Source organism: Pseudomonas sp. Irchel 3F6 (genome assembly GCF_900187595.1).
Taxonomy (GTDB): domain Bacteria; phylum Pseudomonadota; class Gammaproteobacteria; order Pseudomonadales; family Pseudomonadaceae; genus Aquipseudomonas; species Aquipseudomonas siliginis.
Map to the genome: position 1 here is coordinate 84,463 of NZ_FYDP01000010.1, position 25,971 is coordinate 110,433.

At 61.0% G+C, this 25,971-nt stretch carries 25 protein-coding genes; 13 read left to right on the forward strand and 12 right to left on the reverse strand.

The features are described from left to right. Window positions 1-54 precede the first annotated feature (54 nt). From CKW30_RS25790 to CKW30_RS25800, 3 genes are all read right to left on the reverse strand, one after another. Window positions 55-822, reverse strand: coding sequence for a TerC family protein (locus CKW30_RS25790; RefSeq protein WP_056791183.1), 768 nt, complete (start codon window positions 820-822; stop codon window positions 55-57). A gap of 85 nt (window positions 823-907) precedes the next feature. Next, window positions 908-2,215: a CitMHS family transporter gene (locus tag CKW30_RS25795; RefSeq protein ID WP_095182306.1), complete on the reverse strand. Its 1,308-nt coding sequence runs from the start codon at window positions 2,213-2,215 to the stop codon at window positions 908-910. 403 nt (window positions 2,216-2,618) lie between these two features. Beyond that, complete coding sequence (locus CKW30_RS25800; RefSeq protein ID WP_024014969.1) at window positions 2,619-2,945, reverse strand: DOPA 4,5-dioxygenase family protein; 327 nt, start codon at window positions 2,943-2,945, stop codon at window positions 2,619-2,621. Window positions 2,946-3,026: 81 nt separating this feature from the next. Between CKW30_RS25800 and CKW30_RS25805 the strand changes: the two genes are divergently transcribed. Then, complete coding sequence (locus CKW30_RS25805; protein WP_095182307.1) at window positions 3,027-3,692, forward strand: NAD(P)-dependent oxidoreductase; 666 nt, start codon at window positions 3,027-3,029, stop codon at window positions 3,690-3,692. Between the two features lie 23 nt (window positions 3,693-3,715). Here CKW30_RS25805 and CKW30_RS25810 read toward each other — a convergent pair whose 3' ends face one another. Beyond that, window positions 3,716-4,666: a LysR family transcriptional regulator gene (locus CKW30_RS25810; RefSeq protein WP_095182308.1), complete on the reverse strand. Its 951-nt coding sequence runs from the start codon at window positions 4,664-4,666 to the stop codon at window positions 3,716-3,718. Between the two features lie 114 nt (window positions 4,667-4,780). Here CKW30_RS25810 and betC point away from each other — a divergent pair, with 114 nt between their 5' ends. From betC to CKW30_RS25825, 3 genes are all read left to right on the forward strand, one after another. After that, on the forward strand, window positions 4,781-6,295 hold the full coding sequence (gene betC / locus CKW30_RS25815; protein WP_095182309.1) for a choline-sulfatase: 1,515 nt from the start codon (window positions 4,781-4,783) through the stop codon (window positions 6,293-6,295). A gap of 16 nt (window positions 6,296-6,311) precedes the next feature. Then, window positions 6,312-7,232 (forward strand): choline ABC transporter substrate-binding protein, encoded by a 921-nt coding sequence (gene choX / locus CKW30_RS25820; protein WP_056791166.1) that lies wholly within the window; start codon window positions 6,312-6,314, stop codon window positions 7,230-7,232. A 256-nt stretch (window positions 7,233-7,488) separates the two neighbouring features. Further along, window positions 7,489-9,057 carry a SulP family inorganic anion transporter gene (locus CKW30_RS25825; RefSeq protein ID WP_095182310.1) on the forward strand — a complete coding sequence of 523 codons (1,569 nt, stop codon included), beginning with the start codon at window positions 7,489-7,491 and terminating at the stop codon, window positions 9,055-9,057. Between the two features lie 77 nt (window positions 9,058-9,134). On the opposite strand, the gene aroE is transcribed toward CKW30_RS25825, so the two are convergent. Both aroE and hemF read right to left on the reverse strand, forming a co-directional pair. Continuing rightward, window positions 9,135-9,956: a shikimate dehydrogenase gene (aroE, locus tag CKW30_RS25830; protein WP_095182311.1), complete on the reverse strand. Its 822-nt coding sequence runs from the start codon at window positions 9,954-9,956 to the stop codon at window positions 9,135-9,137. A gap of 9 nt (window positions 9,957-9,965) precedes the next feature. Further along, a complete protein-coding gene (gene hemF, locus CKW30_RS25835; RefSeq protein ID WP_024014963.1) occupies window positions 9,966-10,880 on the reverse strand; it encodes an oxygen-dependent coproporphyrinogen oxidase in 915 nt (304 codons plus the stop codon). Between the two features lie 150 nt (window positions 10,881-11,030). Between hemF and CKW30_RS25840 the strand changes: the two genes are divergently transcribed. Continuing rightward, window positions 11,031-12,008, forward strand: coding sequence for a quinone oxidoreductase (locus tag CKW30_RS25840; RefSeq protein ID WP_095182312.1), 978 nt, complete (start codon window positions 11,031-11,033; stop codon window positions 12,006-12,008). Window positions 12,009-12,187: 179 nt separating this feature from the next. Here CKW30_RS25840 and CKW30_RS25845 read toward each other — a convergent pair whose 3' ends face one another. The 4 genes from CKW30_RS25845 to CKW30_RS25860 all read right to left on the reverse strand — a co-directional run bounded on the left by CKW30_RS25845 (window position 12,188) and on the right by CKW30_RS25860 (window position 15,938). Next, on the reverse strand, window positions 12,188-12,856 hold the full coding sequence (locus CKW30_RS25845; protein WP_056791154.1) for a hypothetical protein: 669 nt from the start codon (window positions 12,854-12,856) through the stop codon (window positions 12,188-12,190). Between the two features lie 261 nt (window positions 12,857-13,117). Further along, the gene (locus CKW30_RS25850) at window positions 13,118-13,675 is read right to left on the reverse strand and encodes an L-threonylcarbamoyladenylate synthase (protein WP_039757175.1); all 558 of its coding nucleotides are present in this window, start codon (window positions 13,673-13,675) and stop codon (window positions 13,118-13,120) included. A 55-nt stretch (window positions 13,676-13,730) separates the two neighbouring features. Then, entirely contained in the window at window positions 13,731-14,828 is a 1,098-nt protein-coding gene (gene dprA / locus CKW30_RS25855; RefSeq protein ID WP_095182313.1) for a DNA-processing protein DprA, read from the reverse strand. Between the two features lie 84 nt (window positions 14,829-14,912). Next, window positions 14,913-15,938 (reverse strand): LysM peptidoglycan-binding domain-containing protein, encoded by a 1,026-nt coding sequence (locus CKW30_RS25860; protein ID WP_056791148.1) that lies wholly within the window; start codon window positions 15,936-15,938, stop codon window positions 14,913-14,915. 159 nt (window positions 15,939-16,097) lie between these two features. Between CKW30_RS25860 and def the strand changes: the two genes are divergently transcribed. The 5 genes from def (at window position 16,098) to CKW30_RS25885 (ending at window position 20,790) form a co-directional block, all read left to right on the forward strand. Then, a complete protein-coding gene (gene def, locus CKW30_RS25865; RefSeq protein ID WP_095182315.1) occupies window positions 16,098-16,604 on the forward strand; it encodes a peptide deformylase in 507 nt (168 codons plus the stop codon). A gap of 57 nt (window positions 16,605-16,661) precedes the next feature. Then, a complete protein-coding gene (gene fmt / locus CKW30_RS25870; RefSeq protein ID WP_095182317.1) occupies window positions 16,662-17,621 on the forward strand; it encodes a methionyl-tRNA formyltransferase in 960 nt (319 codons plus the stop codon). Beyond that, on the forward strand, window positions 17,618-18,928 hold the full coding sequence (gene rsmB / locus CKW30_RS25875) for a 16S rRNA (cytosine(967)-C(5))-methyltransferase RsmB (protein WP_095182319.1): 1,311 nt from the start codon (window positions 17,618-17,620) through the stop codon (window positions 18,926-18,928). Before fmt ends, rsmB begins: the two co-directional genes overlap by 4 nt. A 21-nt stretch (window positions 18,929-18,949) precedes the next feature. Continuing rightward, window positions 18,950-20,326 (forward strand): Trk system potassium transporter TrkA, encoded by a 1,377-nt coding sequence (trkA, locus tag CKW30_RS25880; protein ID WP_095182321.1) that lies wholly within the window; start codon window positions 18,950-18,952, stop codon window positions 20,324-20,326. A gap of 149 nt (window positions 20,327-20,475) precedes the next feature. Continuing rightward, window positions 20,476-20,790 (forward strand): tetratricopeptide repeat protein, encoded by a 315-nt coding sequence (locus CKW30_RS25885; protein ID WP_095182323.1) that lies wholly within the window; start codon window positions 20,476-20,478, stop codon window positions 20,788-20,790. A gap of 57 nt (window positions 20,791-20,847) precedes the next feature. Here CKW30_RS25885 and CKW30_RS25890 read toward each other — a convergent pair whose 3' ends face one another. After that, on the reverse strand, window positions 20,848-21,735 hold the full coding sequence (locus CKW30_RS25890) for a lysophospholipid acyltransferase (protein ID WP_039757181.1): 888 nt from the start codon (window positions 21,733-21,735) through the stop codon (window positions 20,848-20,850). Between the two features lie 41 nt (window positions 21,736-21,776). Continuing rightward, window positions 21,777-22,334: a DNA-3-methyladenine glycosylase I gene (locus tag CKW30_RS25895; RefSeq protein WP_095182325.1), complete on the reverse strand. Its 558-nt coding sequence runs from the start codon at window positions 22,332-22,334 to the stop codon at window positions 21,777-21,779. A gap of 81 nt (window positions 22,335-22,415) precedes the next feature. Between CKW30_RS25895 and glyQ the strand changes: the two genes are divergently transcribed. Genes glyQ through gmhB form a run of 3 tightly spaced genes read left to right on the forward strand, consistent with a single transcriptional unit; the run spans window position 22,416 to window position 25,964 of the window. After that, a complete protein-coding gene (glyQ, locus tag CKW30_RS25900; RefSeq protein WP_003187265.1) occupies window positions 22,416-23,369 on the forward strand; it encodes a glycine--tRNA ligase subunit alpha in 954 nt (317 codons plus the stop codon). Further along, on the forward strand, window positions 23,366-25,420 hold the full coding sequence (gene glyS, locus CKW30_RS25905) for a glycine--tRNA ligase subunit beta (protein WP_095182327.1): 2,055 nt from the start codon (window positions 23,366-23,368) through the stop codon (window positions 25,418-25,420). Before glyQ ends, glyS begins: the two co-directional genes overlap by 4 nt. A 4-nt stretch (window positions 25,421-25,424) precedes the next feature. Next, complete coding sequence (gene gmhB / locus CKW30_RS25910) at window positions 25,425-25,964, forward strand: D-glycero-beta-D-manno-heptose 1,7-bisphosphate 7-phosphatase (protein ID WP_177434238.1); 540 nt, start codon at window positions 25,425-25,427, stop codon at window positions 25,962-25,964. Window positions 25,965-25,971 lie beyond the last annotated feature (7 nt).

Here is a 25,971-nt window from a genome sequence, read left to right on the forward strand (position 1 = left end):
TTCGCGAGCAGGCTCGCTCCCACAGGGGTGTAGCGTGCTGCCGGGACTACCGGATTATTGGCCCGGAACATCCTTGCGCAGTTTCACCGGATCCTGCTGTTTCTTTTTCCGGGCCATCGCGCCGCGCAGTTTGATGTTGATCGCTTCCACTGCCAGGGAGAACGCCATGGCGAAGTAGACGTAGCCTTTTGGCACGTGCACGTCGAACGATTCGGCGATCAGCACGGTACCGACCACCAGCAGGAACGACAGCGCGAGCATTTTCAGCGACGGGTGCTTGTCGATGAATTCGCTGATTTTGCCCGACGCCAGCATCATCACCAGCACCGCCACGACGATCGCCGCGACCATGACCGGAACGTGGGAGACCATGCCGACGGCAGTGATCACCGAGTCCAACGAGAAGACGATATCGATGATCGCGATCTGGATGATGGTGTAGAGGAAGTTGCCGCCCTTGCCCGATGGCGCGTCGTCGCTTTCATCTTCACCTTCCAGCGCGTGGTACATCTCCTGCGAACTCTTCCACAACAGGAACAGGCCACCGAAGAACAGAATCAGGTCACGGCCGGAAATGCCCTGACCGAACACTTCGAACAGGTCGGCGGTGAGGCGCATGACCCAGGTGATCGACAGCAGCAACAGGATCCGCGTGACCATGGCCAGGCCAAGACCGAAGATCCGGGTGCGCTGCTGCATGTGTTTCGGCATGCGGCTGACCAGGATCGAAATCATGATGATGTTATCGATGCCGAGGACGATTTCCAGGGCGGTCAGGGTGAAGAAGGCAACCCAGATTTCGGGGTTGGTCAGCCAATCCATGTGTATTCCTTTGAGCGAGTGTTAAACCGAAACAGGTCCGGGCTTCAAACCGCGAAGCCGGGACCCGTAACGGTGAGTCTTGGGCTTATAGAGTGCTGAACAGCGGGAAAGTCCCCAACAGCAGTGCAGCAATCAGAATGCAGATACACACCAGGATCGCCCATTTCAGGGTGAAACGCTGGTGATCACCGAAATCGATGCCGGCCAGCGCCACCAACAGATAGGTCGACGGCACCAACGGGCTCAGCAAGTGGACGGGCTGGCCGACGATCGAGGCACGGGCCATTTCCACCGCAGTGATCCCATAGTGGCTGGCCGCTTCGGTCAGCACCGGCAATACACCGTAATAAAACGCATCGTTGGACATGAAGAAGGTGAAGGGCATGCTCACCAGCGCCGTAATCACCGCCAGGTACGGGCCGAGTAATTCCGGAATCACCGCCAACAGGCTCTTCGACATCGCATCGACCATGCCGGTGCCCGACAGGATACCGGTGAAGATACCGGCCGCAAAGATCAGCCCGACCACTGCCAGCACGCTGCCGGAATGCGCGGCGACGCGATCCTTCTGCATTTGCAGGCATGGGTAGTTGACGATCATGGCAATACTGAACGCCACCATGAACAGCACCGGCAGCGGCAACAGACCGCCGATCAGCGTGCACATCAGGCCGAAAGTCAGTGCGGCGTTGAACCAGATCAGCTTCGGACGGCGTGCGTCGGGGAATTGCGAGACGCTGATTTCACTGTGATCGATCTCGTCGCCGACCAGGTGCAGCTCGCCGAGGCGGGCACGTTCACGCTTGCCGTAGAAGTAGGCAATCACCAGGATCGCCAAGACACCGGCGGCCATGGCCGGGATCATCGGTACGAAAATGTCCGACGGATCGACATGCAGAGCACTCGCCGCGCGGGCGGTCGGGCCGCCCCACGGGGTCATGTTCATCACGCCACCGGCGAGGATGATCAGACCGGCCATGATTCGCGGGCTCATGCCGATGCGGCTGTACAGCGGCAGCATCGCGGCCACGCAGATCATGTAAGTGGTCGCGCCGTCACCATCGAGGGAAACGACGAGCGCCAGAACGGCGGTACCGACCGAAACTTTCAACGGGTCGCCCTTGACCAGTTTGAGGATCTTGCGCACGGCCGGGTCGAACAGACCGGAGTCGATCATCAGGGCGAAATACAGAATGGCGAACATCAACATCACGCCGGTCGGCGCCAGTTTGGTGATGCCTTCAAGCATCATCGGGCCGATCTTCGGCGCGAAACCACCGAACAGGGCGAACAGGATCGGGATGATGATCAGGGCGATCAGCGCGGACAGGCGCTTGGTCATGATCAGGAACATGAACGTGATGACCATGGCGAAGCCAAGGAAAGTCAGCATGGGAATACTCCAGGCGTAGCGCGGCTAGTTGAATGAGCGGATCGGGCGGGATCAGCGCAGAACGGGAGGCGCGAGGCGTACGGGCGGAGTGACCAGCAGGAAGCGGGAGAAACGGCGGGTTGCAGAAGACATCAGAATCACCATTGTTGTTGTTAATTGGGCCGGGCCTGTGGAAAAAACACAGGGCTTGGGCCAACCGGTCTGTTGCCGGGAGTGGGGCGATCCTAATCGGGGAAGCTTTCAGCTACCTTTCGCGACCGAAAGCGATGAATGAATGGTCAACCGGCGGTCGGATGCAGCGACAGCCAATGAATACGGGACGAGAAGCGATACGAGGGAACGGATAGACAACGCTGGCTGGCAGTCTGGACATATTCGTTATCAGTTCAGTCCAAGCACCCGGTTAAAAAATCGACAGGTCCAGCGGCCGCACCGCGCCCATCCAGATCGCGTGTTCGGTGTGGTCGAGCAGGTCGTTGCCAGTGTCCGGATGCAGGAACACCACCAACCCCTTGCGGTTAAGCGCCAGCCACGGCAGCACCTCGCCGATCAGCTCGGGACCGAAAGCCAGTTGGCAGCTCCAGTCGGGGTGCGGCCCCACCGGGCGTTCGTGCACGCGGCCCATTTTCAGCGCAAACAACTGCGCGGCCTGTTCGCACAAGGCCCGCGCCTGGTCGATGGTTTGCGCGTCGAAATAGACATGGGCGTGATAGCCCTTGATCCCTTGCATCGTTTCGCCTCTCAATCGGTTCGAACCCTTGGCTGTTTCCACCGTCACAGGTCATATAGGACAACTATAAGGAAAACAGCCATGAAAAATGCCGAGACCCCAGTGGTCAAAGTGGTGCTTTATGGTGCCATGGCCAGCCTGGGCGGTGCATTGATGGCTGAATTGCTGCGTCGCCAACACGAAGTCATCGCCATTCTCGACGATCTCACTGCACTCGCGCCGCGTCCGGGATTGCGCACCAAGACCGGCGATCTGTTCGATGCCGAGCGGGTCAATCAGAGCGTCGCCGGCAGCTCGGCGGTGATCTGTCTGCTGGACGCGCCGGGGTTGCCGTTCAGCAGCGACCACGTTGAGCGCTCGGTGACGCTCGGCCCAGTGGAGCAGGTGCTGGCAGTCGACGCCTTGGTCGAAGGTTTGCAACTGGCCAGCGTGCCGCGCCTGTTTCTGGTCGGCAACTTCGGTGTGCTCGACGAGCCTGACAATGACGAGCGTTTGCAACGTCACGCTGCCGAAGAAATCCTCGAGGCGGTACAAAGCAGCTCACTGCGCTGGACCTTAGTCAATGCGCCCCATGGCGTGGCCGGATTGACCATCGAGCACTTCAGTCAGGTCGGCGGCAATCTCGAACCGGGATTGGCTGAACCGCTGGAGCGTTTGAACCGTGTAGCGGTGGGTGTCGCCGATGAGCTGCGATTGAATCTGCATGTGGGGCAGCATGTGAATTTTGTGGCGGCTTCTGATTCGTAAAAGATCGGACGATCTTTTGCTCTTCACACCGCAATCGAGGGCAGGGCCAGACCGTTAAGCGATTCGGCACTGCTGGCCTGTTCCGCCATTAACCAATCAACAAAATCCTGAATCAACGCACCCCGACGCTTGCGTTGCGGCAACACCACGTAATACCCCAGCCGCGACAGCGTGGTTTCCGCCAGCGGCCGGCACAGCAAACCCTGCACCAGCAAGTTATCCACAAGGTGCCGCCAGCCAATCGCCACGCCTTGTCCGCCGATCGCCGCCTGAATCAGCAAGGTGTAATTGTCGAAGCGCAATTGCCCCGGCGCTGGCGGCGTAGTCAGGCCCAACTGACGAAACAAGCCACTCCAGTCGAACCAGTTGCTGCTGTTTTCCCCACGCAGATGCAGCAGCGGCAATTCCAGCAGGGCCTGCGCGGGCAACGGCAATGAACGCTCCTTGAGCAGCAGCGGGCTGCACACCGGGAACACTTCTTCGCTGAACAGCCAGTGGCTCTCACCCTGCTTGAATCGACCATCGCCAAACAGGATCGCCACGTCGATGTCGGTGCGCAGCATGTTGTGGTTGCGCTCGCTGGTGACCAGGCTGACATCAATGTGCGGATTGGCCTCATGGAAGCGATGCAGGCGCGGCATCAGCCAATAAGCGGCGAAAGCGAAATCCGTGGCCACTTGCAGCACTTCATGTTGCTGCTGAGTGCTGATTGCGCTTAATCCTGCGTCGATATTCTGCAAACCGAGGGCAACTTGCTGGAAAAGCAGGCTGCCCACCTCAGTCAATTCGATGCCCCGGTAGATCCGATCGAACAGGCGCGTACCGAGCTGCTCTTCCAGACGTTTCATTTGCTGGCTGATCGCCGGCTGCGTGGTGCCAAGCTCCACCGCAGCAGCGGTAAAACTGCGATGGCGGGCCGCCGCTTCAAAAGCGCGCAGCAGATCGAGGGAGAGGTCACCGAGGGCGTCATACATAAGCTGTACTTATCCTAGTCATTGTCCGGCGCGGGCTTTACCGGAACAGGCATGGAATCCATGCTCGATCGCAGCACTCTCGCATAAATATTCAACATGGAATGCCGCGATCACATGAAGCGCAAGAACATTCTTTTCATCATGGCCGATCAAATGGCCGCGCCAATGTTGCCGTTCTACGGCCCATCGCCAATCAAACTGCCGAATTTGTCCCGCCTCGCCGCCCAAGGCGTGGTGTTCGATGCTGCCTATTGCAACAGCCCGCTGTGCGCGCCGTCGCGCTTCACCCTGGTCAGTGGGCAGTTGCCGAGCAAGATCGGCGCCTACGACAACGCCGCTGATTTCCCCGCCGACATTCCGACTTACGCGCATTACCTGCGGCGTCTCGGCTACCGCACCGCGCTGTCGGGCAAGATGCATTTCTGCGGGCCGGACCAGCTGCACGGTTATGAAGAACGCCTGACCAGCGATATCTACCCGGCCGATTACGGTTGGGCGGTGAACTGGGACGAGCCGGACGTGCGGCCGAGCTGGTATCACAACATGTCTTCGGTACTGCAGGCCGGGCCGTGCGTGCGCACCAATCAGCTGGATTTCGACGAAGAGGTGGTGTTCAAGGCGCAGCAATATCTGTTCGATCACATCCGCGAGGACAGCGACCAGCCGTTCTGCCTGACTGTGTCGATGACCCACCCGCACGACCCGTACACGATTCCCAAGGCTTTCTGGGATCTGTATGACGATGCTGATATTCCGTTGCCTACAGCCTTGAACCAGGACGAACTCGATCCGCACTCGCAACGTCTGCTCAAGGTTTACGACCTGTGGGACAAGCCGCTGCCTGTGGATAAAATCCGCGATGCCCGTCGCGCCTACTTCGGTGCTTGCAGCTATATCGACGCCAATGTCGGCAAACTGCTGCAAACCCTCGAGGAAACCGGGTTGATCGACGACACCGTCATCGTCTTCTCCGGTGACCATGGCGACATGCTCGGCGAGAAGGGCCTCTGGTACAAAATGCACTGGTTCGAGATGGCCGCGCGGGTGCCGCTGCTGATCAGCGCACCGGGACAATTCGAGGCGGGCCGGGTCAGCGCCGCCGTATCCACCGCCGACCTGCTGCCGACGTTCGTGGATCTGGCCGGTGGCACGCTTGAACCAGGCTTGCCACTGGATGGTCGTTCGTTGCTGCCGCACCTGCAAGGGCAGGGCGGGCATGACGAGGTGTTCGGCGAATACATGGCCGAAGGCACTGTGAGCCCGCTGATGATGATTCGCCGGGGCGCCTACAAATTTATCTACAGCGAAAGCGACCCGTGCCTACTCTTCGATGTGGATAACGATCCGCGCGAAGAAGAGGAACTGAGCCAATCGCCGCAACATCGTCCGCTGTTCGAAGACTTTCTCGCCGAAGCGCGGGCCAAGTGGGACATTCCGGCAATCCATCGGGACGTGCTGGCCAGCCAGCGCCGACGCCGTTTCGTCGCCGATGCGTTAACCATCGGCAAGCTGAAGAGCTGGGACCACCAGCCGCTGGTCGATGCCAGTCAGCAGTACATGCGCAACCACATCGACCTTGATGATCTGGAGCGCAAGGCCCGTTATCCACAACCCTGCCAAAACCAATAACGTTAAGGGGAAGTCCATGCGCAAGTTATCCACAGCTGTCACTGTCGGCCTGATCGCATTGAGCAGCGCCTCGGCGTTCGCCGAGCAAAGCTGCGAAACCGTGAAGATGGCCGATCCGGGCTGGAGCGACATCGCCGCGACCAATGCCATCACCGGGTTTCTGCTGGACGGCATGGGCTATAAGGCCAAAGTCGACACCCTTGCGGTGCCGATCACCTTCGGCGGCTTGAAGGATGGCCAGGTTGACGTGTTCCTCGGCAACTGGATGCCGGCGCAGCAGGGCTTCTATGACAAGTTCGTCGCCACCGGTGATGTGACGCAATTGGCCAAGAACCTGGAAGGCACCGAATTCACCCTCGCCGTCCCCGACTATGTCTGGGAAGCGGGTGTGCATGATTTTGCCGACCTGAACAAATTCGCCGACAAGTTCGACAAGAAGATCTACGGCATCGGCTCAGGCGCGCCGGCGAACATTTCGCTGCAGGAGATCATCAAGAAGAACGACTTCAACATGGGCCAGTGGAAGCTGATCGAGTCCAGCGAACAGGCGATGCTCGCCGAAGTGTCGCGGGCGGTGAAGAAACAGAAATTCGTCACCTTCCTCGGCTGGACCCCGCACCCGATGAACGTGCAGCTGAAAATGCGTTACCTCAAGGGCGGCGAAAAATACTTCGGCGACACCGGCAGCGTATTCACCCTGACCCGTAAGGGCTACGCCGAGGCCTGCCCTAATGTGGGTAAATTGCTGACCAATCTGGCGTTCACCCAGGACATGGAGAACAGCATCATGGCCGAGGTGGTGAACAAGAAGGTCAGCAATGCCGAAGCGGCGAAGGCGTGGATCAAGGCCAATCCGGCGGTGCTGGACAAGTGGCTGGACGGGGTGAAGACCGTGGATGGCAAGGATGCGTTGGTGGCGGTGAAGGCCAAGCTTTGATCTCAGGGTTGCTGGAATAGCGTTCGGCTGGAGATTTTTTCCCCCTCACCCCAGCCCTCTCCCCCAAGGGGGCGAGGGGGAAAGGGAGCCGATCGCTGTTGAATCGAAACTTGCGTTCAACGCCGAAATCGCAGGTCGGTGAATCTTCAACAAACAGCTCGGTCAGTCCCCTCTCCCTCAGGGAGAGGGCTAGGGTGAGGGGCTTTTACACCTGACACCCTGATAACCTTGAACAAAACCCCAACCGCGAGGACCCATGGCCTTCCCCAGCCGCCATTCACTTTTTCCTTTCCTGAGCTGGTTGCCACGGCAAACCCGCGCCAGCGTCGGGCGGGACCTGATCGTCGGCCTCAGCGGTGCGATTCTCGCCTTGCCCCAGTCGATTGCCTACGCGCTGATTGCCGGACTGCCACCGGAATACGGCCTGTATGCGGCGATCATCCCGGTGTTGATCGCCTGCCTGTGGGGGTCGTCATGGCATCTGATCTGCGGCCCGACGGCGGCGATTTCGATTGTCCTGTACGCCAGCGTCAGCCCGCTCGCGGTGCCGGCGTCCGAGGACTACATCACTCTGATCCTGCTGCTGACGTTCCTTGCGGGGATTTTCCAGTGGTTGCTCGGCTTGCTGCGCTTTGGCGCACTGGTGAATTTCGTTTCGCATTCGGTGGTGCTCGGCTTCACCCTCGGCGCCGCCGTGGTGATCGCCATCGGGCAATTGCCCAATCTGCTCGGGCTGGAATTGCCGGCCAACACCACGGCGCTCGCCAGCCTGATGGATCTGCTGCGACATCTGGGGGCTGTGGATAAGCCCTCGCTGATGCTCGGCGTCGCTACAGTGATCGTCGGCGTGGCCCTGAAAAAACTCCTGCCGCGCTGGCCGACGCTGTTGATCACGCTGGTGCTGGCCAGTCTGCTGGTGTGGATCTGGCCAGCGATGTTCGGCCATGTGCATCTGGTCAGCGCTTTCGTCGGACGCCTGCCGCCGCTGAGCGCCTTGCCGCTGGATCTGGAGGTGATCCTGCGCCTGCTGCCAAGCGCGGTGGCAGTGGGCATGCTCGGGCTGGTCACCAGCCTGTCGATTGCCCGCTCGATTTCGGCGCGGTCGCAGCAGTTGCTCGATGCCAATCAGGAAGTCCGCGCACAAGGTTTGTCGAACATCGTCGGTGCGTTCTTTTCCGGGTCGCTCTCAGCCGGATCGTTTACCCGTTCGGGATTGAGTTATGAGGCGGGTGCCTGCTCGCCGCTGGCCGGGGTGTTCTCGGCGATCTGGGTGGCGCTGTTCGCGGTGTTCGGCGCCGGGCTGATCGCACACATTCCGATCCCGGCCATGGCCGGCAGCATCCTGTTGATTGCCTGGGGTCTGGTCGATCACCGGGGCATTCGCGCTTTGCTACGGGTCAGCCGCGCCGAGTTCGTGGTGATGGCCCTGACTTGCCTGGCGACTCTGCTGCTGGAGTTGCAGACGGCAATTTACGCCGGGGTGCTGGCGTCGTTGTTTTTCTACCTCAAGCGCACCTCGCAACCACGGGTGCAGCATTGGCGCGATGGTGACGACGATGTGTTGCGCGTGGGTGGTTCGATCTTCTTCGGCGCCAGCCATTACCTGCAAGTGCGCCTGCAACGCCTGCATGGCGCACGGGTGGTGATCGAGGCGCAGCAGATCAACTTCATCGATTATTCGGGGGTGGAAATGCTGCACCAGGAAGCGCGACGCCTGCTGAGCCAGGGTCGCAGCCTGACCCTGCGCCGGGCGCGGCCGCCGGTGGTGGAGGAGTTGAGGAAGCTGGAGGGGGCGGAGAAGTGCCCAATCAGGTTTGAGGATTGATCTGATATCGCGGTGGTGATGCGATTCGCGAGCACGCTCGCTCCCACATTGATCGTATTTCAATGTGGGAGCAAAGCTTAAAGGGCCAGTTGGCGGCGCAGCTCGGCGAGTACCGGCGCGGTATCCGGGCGCACGCCACGCCACAGCCAGAATGCCTCTGCCGCCTGTTCGGCGAGCATGCCCAGACCATCCATCGCCAGCGCCGCGCCGTGCTCAGTGGCCCAGCGGCAAAACGCGGTCGGTTCCTTGCCGTACATCATGTCGTAGCACAGCGTCTGGCCTGGCTCGATCAGGCTTGGCGCAATCGGCGGCACGTCACCGGTCAGGCTGGCGGAGGTGGCGTTGATGATCACGTCCACCGGTTCGCGCAGCCAGTCGAAACCACTGGCCGACACCGGCCCGAGGTCGCAGAACAACTCGGCCAGCAGTTCAGCCTTGTCCACGGTGCGATTGGCGATGATCACCGAGGCCGGCTTCTCCGCCAGCAATGGCTCCAGCGCACCGCGCACCGCGCCGCCAGCGCCGAGCAAAAGGATGCGCTTACCGGTCAGGCTGAACCCGGCATTCACCGTCAGATCGCGGACCAGGCCTGCGCCATCGGTGTTGTCGCCGAGCAGTGAGCCATCGTCCATTTTGCTCAAGGTGTTCACCGCACCGGCGCGCTGCGCGCGGGCGGTCAGGCTGTTAGCCAGACGGTAGGCGTCTTCCTTGAACGGCACCGTCACATTGGCGCCGCGCCCTTCGCGAAAGAACGCCTTGGCGCAGCCGACAAAATCATCCAGCGGCGCCAGCAGCGTGCTGTAGTCGAGGCGCTGGCCGGTCTGTTCGGCGAACAACTGGTGAATCATCGGCGACTTGCTGTGGCCGATCGGATTACCGAAAACGACGTAACGATCCATCACCCGTCCTCAGGCCTCGGCCAGCCAGTCGCGATCCTGCAGGAAATAATCGGTCAGGCGCGCTTCTGCGCTGCCCGGCTCGGCCTTCCAGTCATAGCCCCAGCGCACTTGCGGTGGCAGCGACATCAGAATCGATTCAGTGCGGCCACCCGATTGCAGACCGAACAGCGTGCCACGGTCGTAAACCAGGTTGAATTCGACGTAGCGGCCTCGGCGGAATTCCTGGAATTCGCGCTGCTGGGCAGTGAAGGCGTCGTTCTTGCGCCGTTGCACGATCGGCAGGTAGGCCTCGATATAGGCATCGCCGATGGCGCGCATGAAGGCGAAACTGGTGTCGAAATCCCACTCGTTCAGATCGTCGAAGAACAGACCGCCAATGCCACGTGGCTCATGACGATGCTTGATATGGAAATAGGTGTCGCACCAGGCCTTGTAACGCGGATAGACGTCCGCACCGAACGGCGCACAGGCTTGCTCGGCGACGCGGTGCCAATGAATGCAATCTTCCTCAACGCCGTAATACGGGGTCAGGTCGAAACCGCCGCCAAACCACCAGACCGGTTCTTCGCCTTCTTTTTCAGCAATGAAAAAACGCACGTTGGCGTGGGAGGTCGGCACATGCGGATTGTGCGGGTGGATCACCAGCGACACGCCGAGCGCCTCGAAACCACGCCCGGCCAGTTCCGGCCGATGGGCGCTGGCCGAGGGCGGCAGGCCGCTGCCGAATACGTGGGAAAAATTGACGCCGCCCTTTTCGATCAGCGTACCGTTTTCCAGCACGCGGGTGCGCCCGCCACCGCCCGCCGGCCGGGTCCAGGCGTCTTCGACGAAGCATTTGCCGCCGTCTTCGGTTTCCAGTGCAGCGCAGATGCGGTCTTGCAGATCGAGCAGATAGGCCTTTACGGCGTCGGTGCGGGTCGTCATGGCTTCACCTTGAATCGAGCGGCGCCCCGGCAGGCGGGCGGCGCAAATGGGCGCGTAGCATACCATCGCAGACCGGCGCGCCGCAGTTGACGAAGATCAAGCAGGGGAGTTGGATAGAGGGCTTAGCAACGACCCAAGGAGAGCAGGCAGATGGCAAAGCGTATCCAGTTCCGCGCCCACGGCGGTCCCGAAGTGCTCGAATATGTTGACTACGAACCCGCTGCGCCCGGGCCGAATCAGGTGCGCGTGGCCAACCAGGCGATCGGCCTGAACTTCATCGACACCTATTACCGCAGCGGCCTCTATGCGCCACCTGCCATGCCGTCCGGCCTGGGTTCGGAAGGCGCCGGCACGGTCGAAGCGGTGGGCAGCGACGTCACCCGGTTCAAGGTCGGCGATCGCGTGGCATACGGCAGCGGCCCGCTCGGCGCCTACAGCCAGTTGCATGTGCTGCCGCAGGACAATCTGGTGCACCTGCCCGATGAAATCAGTTTCGAAACCGCCGCCGGGGTCATGCTCAAGGGTCTGACCGTGCAATACCTGCTGCGCCAGACCTACCAACTGCAGGGCGGCGAAACCATTCTGTTCCACGCCGCAGCCGGTGGCGTCGGCTCTCTGGCCTGCCAATGGGCCAAAGCGCTGGGCGTGAAGCTGATCGGCACCGTCAGCTCGAAGGAGAAAGCCGAACTGGCCAAGGCCAACGGCGCCTGGGCCACCATCGACTACAGCCATGAAAACGTTGCCGAGCGCGTGCTGGCGCTGACTGACGGCAAGAAAGTCCCGGTGGTGTATGACGGCGTCGGCAAGGACACCTGGCTCACGTCCCTGGACAGCGTGGCACCACGTGGCCTTGTAGTGAGTTTCGGCAATGCTTCGGGCGCAGTCGACGGCGTCAACCTGGGCATTCTTGCCGCGAAGGGCTCGTTGTACGTCACCCGGCCTACGCTGGCGACCTACGCCAACAACGCCGAGAACCTGCAGCGCATGGCCGACGAGCTGTTCGAGATGATCATCAGCGGCAAGCTGAAGGTCGACATCAGCCAGCGCCATGCATTGGCCGATGCGGCAAAAGCACAAACCGAACTGTCGGCACGGCGCACTACCGGTTCCACGATTCTGTTGCCATAACGCTTCAAGTTGACACTCGGTGAACTCTTCCATGAGTTCGCCGAGTATCTTTCAGCTATATCAAGTACATCTTCCGGTGAAGTTTCTTCGCCGCTGGCCTACGACCGGAAAACTTCCTGCGTAACTTCTTCGACTCGTATACAAGCCATTTCTCTGCCCACTCTTCGATTATTGGCGGATCAATACTGACGGTTGTGAACATCACGATACTCCGGCTGATGCACGTTCATGTTCACTGGCTGATCCAGGGCCATCAGGATTTGCCGCCATTCGGCGGACAACAGCCAATAATCGCCCCGGGCACGCTGCTCGATGTGCATGGCGTGCGAAGCGATCGGTGTCAGGCCGAAGCGCTGAAACAGTTGCCGCTGTGGCGATCTGCACAAGGCCGTCACCCCCTGATATCCGCGATCGATCGCCCATTCGGCGGCGGTGGCGAGCAGGCCATTGATCGACACCGGCCGGTGCTGCTGGGAATGGGTGATCAAGCGACTGAATTCGACATGCCGCGCCAATGCCACAGTGGGAGACACATGATGCTGCGCCAGTGAGGCCCATTCGAACGGCGCCGGGGTTGCCCGCAGCACTGCAATGAGTTGATCTCGCTGGTAGAGCAAGAAGTGCGTACTGCGCGAGGTGATCGCCAAGCGGGTTTCCAGCGCCCGGGCTCTGGAGGTGAGCATGTAATGCTGCAATCGCAGGCGAAACTGCCGACCAATGAAACGCTCGAATTCTCCGGCGTCCGACCCCGCCTCAAGAATGGCCACACGATAGTCGGCCTGTTGATTCTTGAGTGCCTCTTGAAAGCCCTGCAGATAATCCTTGAGGTGTAAATCCGTAATATCCATTACTTCTCCGCAGCCATTAACATTTCGAAGTTGTATCAAGCACATTGAAAGAATGGATGCTTTTGAAAATCTCGCCACTGCACGCGTTCTGATAATCGCGTGGGAAAACTTACAGATATTCCAGAGTCGAAGAACCGTCTGACGCATGCAAGAACAATGGCAACGGATAAGTTTTAAACGAGTGCAGGAACAAACTGCGGGCATGCGCAAAACTCCTCGTCGATAGCGCCGAGGAGTCCGCAAAAAATAAAAAGAAAGGCGTCAGTCAGGACGAACGACGTTACCGGTGGCCAGGTCGCGGATCACGCTGGGATTCTTGCGCCCGCCAAGGCTGCCGCCGAGCACCAGATCGACCTGCCCACGGAAATACTGCTCGATGCGCAAACGCGTGCGCGCGGGCGGTCGCCCCTGTGGATTGGCTGATGTCGAGATCAGCGGCCCGACCAGCGAGCACAAGTCGCGCACCTGCGGGTGATCGCTGACTCGCAGCGCCACGGTGTCATGCACGCCTGTGACCCATTCCGGCAACAGGTTCTGGTGCGGCACCAGCCAGGTGTTCGGCCCCGGCCAGGTGCTGGCCATGCGGTCGATCCAGTCCTGCGGGAAGTCCTCGAAGAGGAAATCGAACTGGCGGATATTGTCGGCGACCAGGATCAGCCCTTTGCTCACCGAGCGATTCTTGATCGCCAGCAAGCGGTCCACTGCGTCTTCGTTCCACGGGTCGCAACCCAGCCCCCAGACGGCTTCGGTTGGATAGGCAATCACCGCGCCGGCGCGAACTTCACGCGCGGCTTGTTGCACACGCCAACTGTTGACCATGAAAAAACTCTCCACAAACAGGTTTCGCGCAGTTTACCGATCTTCATCGTAAAACCTAGCTCGACAGCGCCAGCCAGCGACCGTTTTCGCATACCGCACGGCCTTCGATTTCCAGCTCGGTCAACGTTGCCAGCACTTTCGGCAACGCCCAGCCACAGCTCGCGGCCAACGCCTCGCTGGTGTGCGGCGCGGCGTGAAGCAGCGCCAGCAACGGGTGATCAGCCTGCGGCGGCGCTGTGGATAACAACGGTTGCTGCCAGCCGCGCAGCGCTTCGAGGATATGTTCGATAGTCTCCACCAACACCGCCCCGTCGCGAATCAACTGGTGACAACCGCGCGCGCCGGGGTGATGGATAGAGCCCGGAATGGCATAAACCTCGCGCCCTTGCTCTGCCGCCAGCCGCGCGGTAATCAACGAACCGCTGGCAACACTGGCCTCGACCACCAGCACGCCAAGGGATAACCCGCTGATGATGCGATTGCGCCGGGGGAAGTTGCTCGCGGTTGGCCCGGCGTCCAGCGGAAACTCCGAGAGCACCGCGCTGCCCGACGCAATCATCGCCTCAGCCAAGCGTTTATTGCGCTGTGGATAAAAATTTTCCAGGCCGGTGCCAAGCACCCCCACGGTCAAGCCGCCAACGTCCAGAGCAGCCTGATGGGCAGCGGCATCGATGCCCAGCGCCAGACCACTGGTGATGACAAAACCGGCCCCGGCCAGACTGCGAGAAAACGCCGCCGCCGTGTCCATGCCCGGGCGCGAAGCGCGGCGGCTGCCGACCATCGCCAGTTGCGGTTTTTCCAGAATCGACGGATCGCCGGCGGCGAATAACAGTGGCGGCGGGTCAGGAATCTGCGCCAGCAACGCTGGATAGTCCGCCTGGTCCCACATCAGCAAATGTTGACCGGGGCGCTCTAGCCAGCGCATTGCGTGGCTGGCGCCGTCGCGCACCGTCGGACAACGCCGTGCTTCGGCACACGCCGCCGGCAACCCGAGCGAGCGCCAGGCACTGGCCGGCGCGCTGAGGGCTTTGGACGCCGAGCCGAAGGCTTCGAGCAATTTGGCAAAACGCTTGGGACCGATATCCGGCATGCGGTGCAGGCGCAGACGCGCCTCCAGTTCCGCCGGGGAAATGGCTGTACTGACAGACAACATGAATGGATCATCCTTGATCGTTCTATGCTCCGAACCATTCGGAACAAGTTGTGGATAACTCTGTTGGTAACTTGTTAAGCAAGCTTACGGATTTCGCACCTTGTCGAGCACCGCCAGCGAGCGCGAAGCATTCAGGACCAGGCCGTAACTGAGTTTGTCGTAGGTGCGGAACACCATTAGCAGGCCGGCGCGTTCATCGGGAATTTTCAGCGGCTGGCCGGTGATCCGGTCACGCACCGTTTCGCCGGTTTTCATCACCGCCAGAACATTGCCTTCGGCCAGACCGTCACGTTTGCCCTTGTTCAGGGTGACCACGTCCATCACGCCGATCTGCGTGACGCCGCGTGGCACATCGATGATCAGCCCGTCGATGGAACGCTTCGGCGCGCTGGGCATGAAAGTCGAATTGATCGAGCGTTCTTCACCGCCGAACAAGCGGTCACCGAGGCGCACTTCCTGGGTGGTGCGTTGCAAGGCGAGAGTGGCAACGTCGCCTTCGGTGGCAACAACCTCGCCGCCGCCGATATCGTCGGCGTTGATGCCGAGGAATTCCTTGGTCTGCGGGTCAGTGTAGACCTTGCCCTGGCGGAAGATGCCGTACACCGGTTGCTCCGGATCGAAATGGCCGCGCGCGAAGATGCGATCGCCTGTACCGCTGAGCACCCGTTCGGCATCGCCGGCGACGATGTACGGCGCCTTGTCGAAGTCTTCGGCCTTGTCGACGATGCGGTTGCTCAGCAGAAAGCTGTTGATCGATTTCAGCGGAATGCTCGGAATCGCCTCGGCAACCGGGCTGGTGCGAATTCGTGGCGAGAGCTTGATGGTGCCGCGCGACTCGCCACGATGGACGGTCAGTTGCGGTTGGCCGTTGACGTAGCTGAGGGTCAGCGTGTCGCCGGGATAGATCAGGTTGGGGTTTTCGATCTGCGGATTGGCCCGCCACAGTTGTGGCCACTGCCACGGCTCGCGCAGGTATTTGCCGGAAATGTCCCAGAGCGTGTCTCCGGAAACCACCGTGTATTGCTGTGGAAAACCATCCTTGAGTTGCACTTGCCCTTGCGCGGCGCCGGCCGAAGCCAGAAGCAGCAGGGCGAGTAGTGTTTTCCTCATGCAGTGAATCCCTTTATCATGTGCATTCGCGTGAATCGTCAGAGCCCCCGTGGCTCGCTTCTGTTTTTCAGAAGCTACGCTTCACAACGGTAGCCTGCATCTTCGGACCCGCCAGGCCATCGACCCGACTTTACTCAACGTGTGCAGCAATCGAAGCCTATGGCCATTTTAAACATCCTCGAATTTCCGGACCCGCGTCTGCGCACTATCGCCAAACCAGTGGCTGTAGTGGACGACGAAGTGCGTCAGTTGGTCGACGACATGTTTGAAACAATGTATGAAGCGCCGGGCATCGGCCTCGCCGCGACCCAGGTCAACGTGCACAAACGTATCGTCGTGATGGACCTGTCCGAAGACCGTACCGAGCCACGGGTGTTCATCAACCCCGAGTTCGAATCGCTGACCGACGAGATGGACCAGTATCAGGAAGGCTGCCTTTCGGTACCGGGCTTCTACGAAAACGTCGACCGCCCGCAAAAGGTCAAGATCAAGGCGCTGGACCGCGACGGCAAGCCCTATGAACTGATCGCCGAAGGCCTGCTCGCCGTGTGCATCCAGCACGAATGCGACCACCTCAACGGCAAATTGTTCGTCGATTACCTGTCCACGCTCAAACGCGACCGGATCAAGAAGAAACTGGAAAAGCTGCACCGCCAGAACGCTTGATGCCCCTCTTCAAAGGCTTGCTGCGGCAAGCCTTTTTCTTTTTATGAGACGCCTTTCATGACTGAGCCACTGCGCATTGTTTTTGCCGGTACCCCGGAATTCGCCGCCGAACACCTCAAGGCCCTGCTGAGCAGCCCGTACGAGATAGTTGCGGTCTACACCCAGCCGGATCGCCCGGCCGGCCGTGGGCAAAAACTGATGCCAAGCCCGGTCAAACAACTCGCCCTGGAAAATAATATCCAGGTGTTGCAGCCGCCGACCTTGCGCAATGCCGAGGCCCAGGCGGAGCTGGCCGCGCTGAAGCCGGACTTGATGGTGGTGGTCGCCTACGGTTTGATCCTGCCGCAAGCGGTGCTGGATATTCCGCGTCTGGGTTGCATCAACAGCCATGCGTCGCTGCTGCCGCGCTGGCGCGGTGCGGCGCCGATCCAGCGCGCGGTTGAACACGGCGATGCCGAAAGCGGTGTAACGGTGATGCGCATGGAGGCCGGGCTGGATACCGGGCCGATGTTGCTCAAGGTCGTCACGCCGATCAGCGCTGAAGATACTGGCGGCACCCTGCATGATCGCCTCGCCGAGATGGGTCCGCCCGCTGTGGTGCAGGCGATTGCCGGTCTGGCTGCCGGCACCCTGCAAGGTGAGGTGCAGAACGACGAGCTCGCCACTTACGCGCACAAACTGAACAAAGACGAAGCACGCATCGACTGGAGCCGTCCGGCGGTGGAGCTGGAACGTCTGGTCCGCGCCTTCAATCCATGGCCGATCACCCACAGCACGCTCAATGGCGAAGCGTTGAAAGTGCTTGCCGCATCCGTGGCCGAAGGCACTGGCGCCCCGGGTGAAATCCTCAGCGCCAGCAAAGACGGGCTGATCGTCGCCTGTGGTGCACAAGCGCTGTGCCTGACCCGCCTGCAATTGCCTGGCGGCAAGGCGCTGAACTTCAGCGACCTGTTCAACAGCCGCCGCGAGAAATTCGCCGTCGGCAGCGTCCTCGGCGCTGCGGTGGAAGCGCAATGAACCCGCGTCTGGCCGCCGCCAAGGCGCTCGCCGCCGTACTCAGCGGCAAGGCTTCGCTGAACAGCTCCCTGCCGACGCAACTGGACAAGGTCGAGGATCGTGATCGCGGTTTCACTCAGGATCTGGCCTTCGGCACCGCACGCTGGCAGCCACGCCTGTCGGCATTGGCGGAAAAACTCCTGCAGAAACCGTTTAAAGCCGCTGACGCTGATGTCGAGGCGTTGCTGCTGGTCGGTCTGTATCAACTGCTATACACCCGGGTACCGGCCCATGCCGCGATCGGCGAAACCGTCGGTTGTGCCGACAAGCTGAAAAAGCCTTGGGCCAAAGGCCTGCTCAACGCCGTGCTGCGCAATGCCCAGCGCGAAAGCGAGACGATCTTCGCCGAACTGGAACGCGACCCGGTGGTGCGCACGGCCCACCCGCGCTGGCTGCAAAAATCCCTGAAGGCATTTTGGCCCGAGCAGTGGGAAGCGATCTCCGCAGCGAACAACGCGCATCCGCCAATGATCCTGCGGGTCAACCGCCGTCATCACAGCCGCGATGCTTATCTTGCGTTGCTGGGCGAAACCGGGATCGCCGCGACACCGTGCGTTTACAGCCGCGACGGCATCGTCCTCGAAGCCGCTGCCGACGTGCGCAGCCTGCCGGGTTTCGCCGAAGGCTGGATCAGCGTGCAGGACGAAGCCGCGCAACTGGCCGCCGACCTGCTCGATCTGGCCCCGGGCCAGCGCGTACTCGACGCCTGTTGCGCCCCTGGCGGCAAGACCTGCCACATCCTTGAAGCCGAACCGGCGTTGGCCGGGGTGGTGGCGGTGGATCTGGAGGCCAAGCGTCTAGTGCGGGTGAAGGAAAACCTCGAGCGCCTCGGCCTCAACGCTGAACTGATCGCCGCCGACGGTCGCGATATCGACAAATGGTGGGACGGCAAACCGTTCCAGCGCATCCTCCTCGACGCGCCATGCTCGGCCACCGGGGTGATCCGCCGTCATCCGGACATCAAACTGACCCGTCAGCCGGACGACATCGTTGCCCTCGCGCAACTGCAAGGCGAACTGCTCGACGCCATGTGGAAAACCCTCGAAGTCGGCGGCATCCTGCTCTACGCCACCTGCTCGACGCTGCCGACCGAGAACACCGAAGTCATCGCTGCGTTTCTCGAACGCACCCCCGGTGCCCGTGAACTGGATCTGGCCACAGCGGCCGGCATCAAGCAGCCCCATGGTCGCCAGTTGCTGGCCCAGCAGGGCGGGCATGACGGGTTTTACTACGCCAAGCTGATCAAGATCGCCGCCGCGCGCGGCTAAACGGATTCATGGAGTGACTGGATGAAAATCATCATCCTCGGTGCGGGACAGGTCGGCGGTTCGCTGGCCGAACATCTGGCCAGCGAGGCCAACGACATCACTGTGGTCGACACCGATGGCGAGCGCCTGCGCGACCTCGGCGACCGCCTCGATATCCGCACCGTGCAGGGCCGGGGCTCGCTGCCCTCGGTGCTGCGTCAGGCCGGTGCCGACGACGCCGACATGCTGGTAGCGGTGACCAACAGCGACGAAACCAACATGGTTGCCTGCCAGGTCGCGCACACGCTGTTCCACACGCCGACCAAAATCGCCCGGGTGCGCGAAGCGTCATACCTCAATCGCGAGGAACAGCTGTTCCAGAACGAAGCGATTCCGGTCGACGTGCTGATCAGCCCCGAGCAGGTCGTGACCAACTACATCAAGCGCCTGATCCAGCATCCCGGCGCCTTGCAGGTGATCGACTTCGCCGAAGGCGCGGCGCAACTGGTGGCGGTGCGCGCCTATTACGGCGGGCCGCTGGTGGGCCAGCACCTGCGCCAGTTGCGTGAGCACATGCCGAACGTCGAAACCCGCGTAGCGGCGATCTTCCGCCGTGACCGGCCGATTTTGCCGCAGGGCGACACTGTGATCGAGGCCGATGACGAGGTGTTCTTCATCGCTGCCCGTGAGGACATTCGCGCAGTGATGAGCGAAATGCGTCGCCTCGACGAAACCTACAAACGCATCGTTATCGCCGGGGGCGGGCAGATCGGCGAGCGCCTGGCCGAGGCGATCGAAAGCCGTTATCAGGTGAAGATCATCGAGATGAGCCCGGCGCGCTGCCGCTACCTCTCCGATACCCTCGACAGCACCGTGGTCTTGCAGGGCAGTGCGTCGGATCGCGATCTGCTGCTGGAAGAGAACATCGCCGACGCCGATATCTTCCTCGCCCTGACCAACGACGATGAAGCCAACATCATGTCGTCGCTGCTGGCCAAACGGCTGGGGGCGAAGAAGGTCATGACGATCATCAACAATCCGGCCTACGTCGACCTGATCCAGGGCGGCGACATTGATATCGCCATCAGCCCGCAACTGGCGACCATCGGCACCTTGCTCGCCCACGTGCGCCGAGGCGATATCGTCAGCGTGCACTCACTACGGCGCGGCGCGGCGGAAGCGATCGAGGCGATTGCCCACGGTGATGCGAAGTCCAGCAAGGTCATCGGCAAACCGATCGAGAAGATCGGCCTGCCACCAGGCACCACCATCGGCGCGGTGATCCGCAACGAGAACGTGATCATCGCCCACGACGACACGGTGATCGAAGCGGGTGACCATGTGATTCTGTTCCTTGTGGATAAAAAGCATATTCGCGATGTGGAAAAGCTGTTTCATGTGGGGTTGAGCTTTTTCTGACCTGAAGACAACGTTGCCCGTGATGGCCCCTTCGCGAGCAGGCTCGCTCCCACAGTGGAATGCATTCCAAATGTGGGAGCGAGCCTGCTCGCGAAAGCGGTTTGACAGACTCGCAGGTTCTCTGACGAACAATAGAAAGGAATCCGCCAATGCTCGAATCCCTGGAAAAAATGCTCGCCAAGGGTGTGGATAACGCGCTGTTGCGCTTCGGTCTGGGCAAGGGTTATCTGGACCTGGGTGAAAACGCCAAGGCTGCCGAGCATTTTCAGCGTTGTGTCGCTTTCGATCCGAAATACTCGGCAGCGTGGAAACTGCTGGGCAAGGTGCAGCTGGCGCTAGGCGATCACGCCGCTGCGCGTCAGGCCTGGGAGCAAGGCCTGGAAGCGGCCCGCGCCCACGGTGACAAACAGGCCGAGAAGGAGATGACGGTATTCCTGAAAAAGCTTGAGCGGCAGGCGCCTTGAGCTACCGATTGAGCAAGGCGAGCCCGTCTGCATCAACCGTCACCCCATCGAAGTTGCTCAGTACCAGCGCGCCTCGCCCGGTGGACGCTTCTTGAAGCGTTTCATGCTCCACATGTACTGGCTCGGATACGCCGCAACATAACGTTCCACTACCTTGCTCATCGCCGCGCAGGACTCTGCGGTATCGGTGCTGTACATCGCTTCGGGCGCGGCTTCGAGAATGACTTTGTAGCCCGAGCCGTCAGGCAGGCGCAGGGCGTGCAGGAACACACCGACCGCTTTGCCGCCGGCCAACATGTTCGGCACGAATTTGCTGGTCAGCGCCTGAGTTGCGAAGAACGGCACGAAAATCCCGGCGGATTCGGCCGGTTCCGGGTCGGCGGGAATGCCCACGGCACCACCCTTGCGCACTTCCTTGATGACGCTGAGAATGCCTTCCTTGGTCGACGCCGCGACCTTGTTGCCCAGCTGCACGCGCTGTTTGCGCAGCAATTCATCCACTGCCTTGAGCTTCGGCGGACGATAGAAAATGATCGGTTTGCACTGGCTGCAATAGAAGTGGTTGAGCACTTCCCAGTTGCCGAGGTGGCTGGTGATGCCAACCACGCCTTTGCCCGAGGCCAGCGCGTCTTTCAACACATCGAGGCCTTCGACTTCGCGGACCAGATCGATCGAGCGCTGCGCCGGCCAGATCCACGCGCAGGCGCTTTCGGTCAGCGACTTGCCGATGTCCTTCAGACTCTGCCCGACCAGACGCTCACGTTCGGCCGCATCCATCTGCGGAAAACACTTGGACAGGTTGATCCGCACCACGTCGCGGGAACGATTGGGGGTTTTCCACATGATCCAGCCGATCGCCGAACCCACGGCCTGCACGGCCCGCCATGGCAGCAGGGCAAACAGCCGCAGAGCGCCTACCAGCAAGGCGCCTTTAAACTTTTCCACAGGTCACTCCTGATCTTTGTGCTGTGCGCGAGGCGGGCATTCTAACCGGCGTTGGCGAGCTGCGCGTAGCGGTCGCAATCCTGGGTGTGGTCCATGACCATGCCCGAGGCCTGCATCAGCGCGTAGCAAATGGTCGGACCGACGAAGGTGAAGCCGGCTTTTTTCAGCGCCTTGCTCATCGCCAGCGCTTCGGGGGTGATCGCCGGGACTTCGCTGCGATCCTTGAAATGATTGATGATCGGTTGGTCGCCAACAAACGACCACAGAAATGCCACCGGATCCTCCAGCGCCAGCCACGCCTGGGCATTGCGCCGGGCGGCGTTGAGTTTCAGGCGATTGCGGATGATGCCCGGGTCGAGCATCAGTTCGTCGATCTCGGCGTCACTCATCTGCGCCACGCGCTGCACATCGAAGCCGAACAGCACCTGACGGTAACGCTCGCGTTTGCGCAGCACAGTGATCCACGACAACCCGGCCTGGAACCCTTCGAGCAAAAGCAACTCGAACAAACCCTGCGCATCGCGCAGCGGCGTGCCCCACTCCTGATCGTGATAAGCCATGTACAACGGATCTTCGGTACACCAAAAGCAGCGTGGCATAAGGCTCCAGGGGGCGTGCGCAGCAACGAATCGGGTATACTCCCGCTCTTTAAATCGCAGCCCAAGAAACAGGTGAATTTCGTGAGCCAGCCTACGCCAGCCGTGCGTACCTTCCAAGACTTGATCCTCGCGCTCCAGCAATACTGGGCCGAGCAAGGTTGTGTGGTACTTCAGCCCTACGATATGGAAGTAGGCGCCGGCACTTTCCACACCGCGACCTTCCTGCGCGCCATCGGCCCGGAAACCTGGAACGCCGCGTACGTGCAGCCAAGCCGCCGTCCGACTGACGGCCGTTACGGCGAAAACCCGAACCGTCTGCAGCACTACTACCAGTTCCAGGTAGTCCTGAAGCCGAACCCGGACAACTTCCAGGAACTGTACCTGGGCTCGCTCAAGCATGTCGGCCTCGACCCGCTGGTGCACGACATCCGCTTCGTCGAAGACAACTGGGAATCGCCGACCCTCGGCGCCTGGGGTCTGGGCTGGGAAGTCTGGCTCAATGGCATGGAAGTCACCCAGTTCACCTACTTCCAGCAAGCGGGCGGCATCGAGTGCTACCCGGTGACCGGCGAGATCACCTACGGTCTCGAGCGCCTGGCGATGTACCTGCAAGGCGTCGATTCGGTCTACGACCTGGTCTGGGCTGACGGCCCGTTCGGCAAAGTCACCTACGGCGATGTGTTCCACCAGAACGAAGTGGAGCAATCCACCTACAACTTCGAACACGCCAATGTCGACAAACTGTTCGAGCTGTTCGACTTCTATGAAAGCGAAGCCAAGCGCCTGATCGAACTCGACCAGCCGCTACCGTTGCCGAGCTACGAAATGGTGCTGAAGGCGTCGCACACCTTCAACCTGCTGGATGCGCGCCGGGCAATCTCGGTGACCGCGCGTCAGCAATACATTCTGCGCGTGCGCACCCTGGCGCGTTCCGTTGCGCAAGCCTACCTGCTGGCCCGCGCCAAGCTGGGCTTCCCGATGGCGACCCCGGACCTGCGTGACGAAGTACTGGCCAAGCTGGAGGCTGCACAATGAGTGCGCAAGATTTTCTGGTTGAACTGGGCACCGAAGAACTGCCACCCAAAGCTCTGAACACTTTGGCTGATGCGTTCCTCGCCGGTATCGACAAGGGCCTGCAAGCCGCTGGCCTGAGCTACGAAAGCAAAACCGTTTATGCCGCGCCACGTCGTCTGGCTGTGCTGATCACTGCGCTGGCCACTCAGCAGCCGGATCGCAGCATCAACCTCGATGGCCCGCCACGTCAGGCCGCGTTCGACGCTGACGGCAATCCGACTCAGGCCGCCCTGGGCTTTGCCAAGAAGTGCGGCGTCGAGCTGAGCGAAATCGACCAGAGCGGTCCGAAACTGCGTTATAGCCAGAACATCGCCGGCAAGCCGACCGCGAGCCTGCTGCCGACCATCGTCGAAGATTCGCTGAACGACCTGCCGATCCCGAAACGCATGCGTTGGGGTGCGCGCAAGGAAGAATTCGTGCGTCCGACCCAGTGGCTGGTGATGCTGCTCGGTGACCAGGTCATCGACTGCACGATCCTCGCGCAGAAGGCTGGCCGTGAATCCCGTGGTCACCGTTTTCATCATCCGGAGAGCGTGCGCATCGGTTCGCCGTCGAGCTACCTCGCCGACCTGCGTGCCGCGTATGTATTGGCCGATGCCAACGAGCGTCGCGAGATCATCAGCAAGCGCACCGAAGAGCTGGCCACCCGTCAGGAAGGCACGGCGATCGTGCCGCCGGCACTGCTCGACGAAGTGACTGCGCTGGTCGAATGGCCGGTGCCGCTGGTGTGCTCGTTCGAAGAACGCTTCCTCGACGTGCCGCAGGAAGCGCTGATCACCACCATGCAGGACAACCAGAAGTATTTCTGCCTGCTGGATGCCGACGGCAAGTTGCTGCCACGTTTCATTACCGTGGCCAACATCGAAAGCAAAGACCCGCAGCAGATCATTGCCGGTAACGAGAAAGTGGTTCGCCCACGCCTGACCGACGCCGAGTTCTTCTTCAAGCAGGACAAGAAGCAGAAACTCGAAGACTTCAACCTGCGCCTGCAAAACGTGGTGTTCCAGGAAAAACTCGGCAGCGTCTACGACAAGGCCGAGCGCGTTTCCAAACTGGCCGCGTACATCGCCGCGCGCATCGGCGGCAACGCCTCGTGGGCTGCCCGTGCGGGCCTGCTGTCGAAGTGCGACCTGGCCACCGAAATGGTTGGCGAGTTCCCGGAGATGCAAGGTGTCGCCGGTTACTACTACGCCCTCAATGACGGCGAGCCGCAGGACGTCGCGCTGGCGCTGAACGAGCAATACATGCCACGCGGTGCCGGTGCCGAATTGCCGGCGACCCTGACCGGTGCAGCCGTCGCCATCGCCGACAAGCTCGACACTCTGGTCGGCATCTTCGGTATCGGCATGCTGCCAACCGGCAGCAAAGACCCTTATGCCCTGCGCCGTGCGGCACTGGGCGTGCTGCGTATCCTGATCGAAAAGAAACTCGATCTCGACCTGAACGACGCCGTGGCGTTCGCCGTGACTGCATTCGGCGGCAAGGTCAAGGCGGCCGGTCTCAACGAAGCCGTGCTGGAATTCATCTTCGACCGTCTGCGTGCGCGTTATGAAGACGAAGGCGTCGACGTCGCCACCTACCTGTCGGTACGTGCACTGAAGCCGGGTTCGGCGCTGGACTTCGACCAGCGTGTGCAGGCGGTGCAGGCCTTCCGCAAACTGCCGGAAGCGGCAGCGCTGGCGGCGGTGAACAAGCGGGTGTCGAACCTGTTGAGCAAAGTCGAAGGCTCGGTACCGACCGTGGTCGAGGCGAAGTATTTCGACAATGCCAACGAGTTCTCGCTTTATTCGGCGATCCAGCAAGCGGATCAGGCGGTGCAGCCAATGGCCGCGGCGCGTCAGTACAACGAATCGCTGGCACGCCTGGCGGCACTGCGCGAGCCGGTCGACGCGTTCTTCGACGCGGTGATGGTCAATGCCGACGATGCCAATGTGCGAGCTAACCGCTACGCGCTGCTGGCGCGCCTGCGTGGCCTGTTCCTCGGTGTTGCCGACATTTCGCTGCTGGGTTGAGGGATTGCTGTTGAAACTGCTGATTCTCGATCGTGACGGCGTGATCAATTACGACTCCGATGCCTACATCAAGTCGGTGGAGGAGTGGATTCCGCTGCCCGGCTCGATCGAAGCGATTGCGCAGTTGAGCAAGGCCGGCTGGACGGTGGCGGTAGCCACCAACCAGTCGGGCATTGCTCGCGGCTATTACGACCTCGCCACCCTCGAGGCCATGCACGCGCGCCTGCGCGAGCTGGTCGCGGAGCAGGGCGGTGAAGTCGGTTTGATCGTGTATTGCCCGCATGGCCCGGATGAAGGTTGCGAGTGTCGCAAACCGAAACCGGGAATGCTCAAAACCATTGCCGAGCATTACACGGTGCCGTTGACCAACGTCTGGTTCGTCGGCGACAGCCTTGGTGACCTGGAGGCCGCCAAAGCCGTCGATTCACAGCCAGTTTTGGTGAAGACCGGGAAAGGCGAAAAGACTCAGGGTAAAACCCTGCCGGTTGGCACCCTGATTTTTGACGATCTGGCGGCGATTGCCGCAGAACTTATCCACAACTAGAGTACTT

What these genes read in the sequence shown, in the direction of transcription:
- CKW30_RS25840 (WP_095182312.1), top strand. Translation starts at nt 11,031, where the DNA reads ATGGCAAAGCGTATCCAGTTCCGCGCCCACGGCGGTCCCGAAGTGCTC.
- dprA (WP_095182313.1), bottom strand. Translation starts at nt 14,828, where the DNA reads ATGTTGTCTGTCAGTACAGCCATTTCCCCGGCGGAACTGGAGGCGCGT.
- CKW30_RS25845 (WP_056791154.1), bottom strand. Translation starts at nt 12,856, where the DNA reads ATGGATATTACGGATTTACACCTCAAGGATTATCTGCAGGGCTTTCAA.
- fmt (WP_095182317.1), top strand. Translation starts at nt 16,662, where the DNA reads ATGACTGAGCCACTGCGCATTGTTTTTGCCGGTACCCCGGAATTCGCC.
- CKW30_RS25895 (WP_095182325.1), bottom strand. Translation starts at nt 22,334, where the DNA reads ATGCCACGCTGCTTTTGGTGTACCGAAGATCCGTTGTACATGGCTTAT.
- hemF (WP_024014963.1), bottom strand. Translation starts at nt 10,880, where the DNA reads ATGACGACCCGCACCGACGCCGTAAAGGCCTATCTGCTCGATCTGCAA.
- CKW30_RS25795 (WP_095182306.1), bottom strand. Translation starts at nt 2,215, where the DNA reads ATGCTGACTTTCCTTGGCTTCGCCATGGTCATCACGTTCATGTTCCTG.
- trkA (WP_095182321.1), top strand. Translation starts at nt 18,950, where the DNA reads ATGAAAATCATCATCCTCGGTGCGGGACAGGTCGGCGGTTCGCTGGCC.
- glyS (WP_095182327.1), top strand. Translation starts at nt 23,366, where the DNA reads ATGAGTGCGCAAGATTTTCTGGTTGAACTGGGCACCGAAGAACTGCCA.
- def (WP_095182315.1), top strand. Translation starts at nt 16,098, where the DNA reads ATGGCCATTTTAAACATCCTCGAATTTCCGGACCCGCGTCTGCGCACT.
- choX (WP_056791166.1), top strand. Translation starts at nt 6,312, where the DNA reads ATGCGCAAGTTATCCACAGCTGTCACTGTCGGCCTGATCGCATTGAGC.
- betC (WP_095182309.1), top strand. Translation starts at nt 4,781, where the DNA reads ATGAAGCGCAAGAACATTCTTTTCATCATGGCCGATCAAATGGCCGCG.
- CKW30_RS25860 (WP_056791148.1), bottom strand. Translation starts at nt 15,938, where the DNA reads ATGAGGAAAACACTACTCGCCCTGCTGCTTCTGGCTTCGGCCGGCGCC.
- aroE (WP_095182311.1), bottom strand. Translation starts at nt 9,956, where the DNA reads ATGGATCGTTACGTCGTTTTCGGTAATCCGATCGGCCACAGCAAGTCG.
- CKW30_RS25885 (WP_095182323.1), top strand. Translation starts at nt 20,476, where the DNA reads ATGCTCGAATCCCTGGAAAAAATGCTCGCCAAGGGTGTGGATAACGCG.
- CKW30_RS25850 (WP_039757175.1), bottom strand. Translation starts at nt 13,675, where the DNA reads ATGGTCAACAGTTGGCGTGTGCAACAAGCCGCGCGTGAAGTTCGCGCC.
- rsmB (WP_095182319.1), top strand. Translation starts at nt 17,618, where the DNA reads ATGAACCCGCGTCTGGCCGCCGCCAAGGCGCTCGCCGCCGTACTCAGC.
- CKW30_RS25805 (WP_095182307.1), top strand. Translation starts at nt 3,027, where the DNA reads ATGAAAAATGCCGAGACCCCAGTGGTCAAAGTGGTGCTTTATGGTGCC.
- CKW30_RS25790 (WP_056791183.1), bottom strand. Translation starts at nt 822, where the DNA reads ATGGATTGGCTGACCAACCCCGAAATCTGGGTTGCCTTCTTCACCCTG.
- CKW30_RS25810 (WP_095182308.1), bottom strand. Translation starts at nt 4,666, where the DNA reads ATGTATGACGCCCTCGGTGACCTCTCCCTCGATCTGCTGCGCGCTTTT.
- CKW30_RS25825 (WP_095182310.1), top strand. Translation starts at nt 7,489, where the DNA reads ATGGCCTTCCCCAGCCGCCATTCACTTTTTCCTTTCCTGAGCTGGTTG.
- CKW30_RS25800 (WP_024014969.1), bottom strand. Translation starts at nt 2,945, where the DNA reads ATGCAAGGGATCAAGGGCTATCACGCCCATGTCTATTTCGACGCGCAA.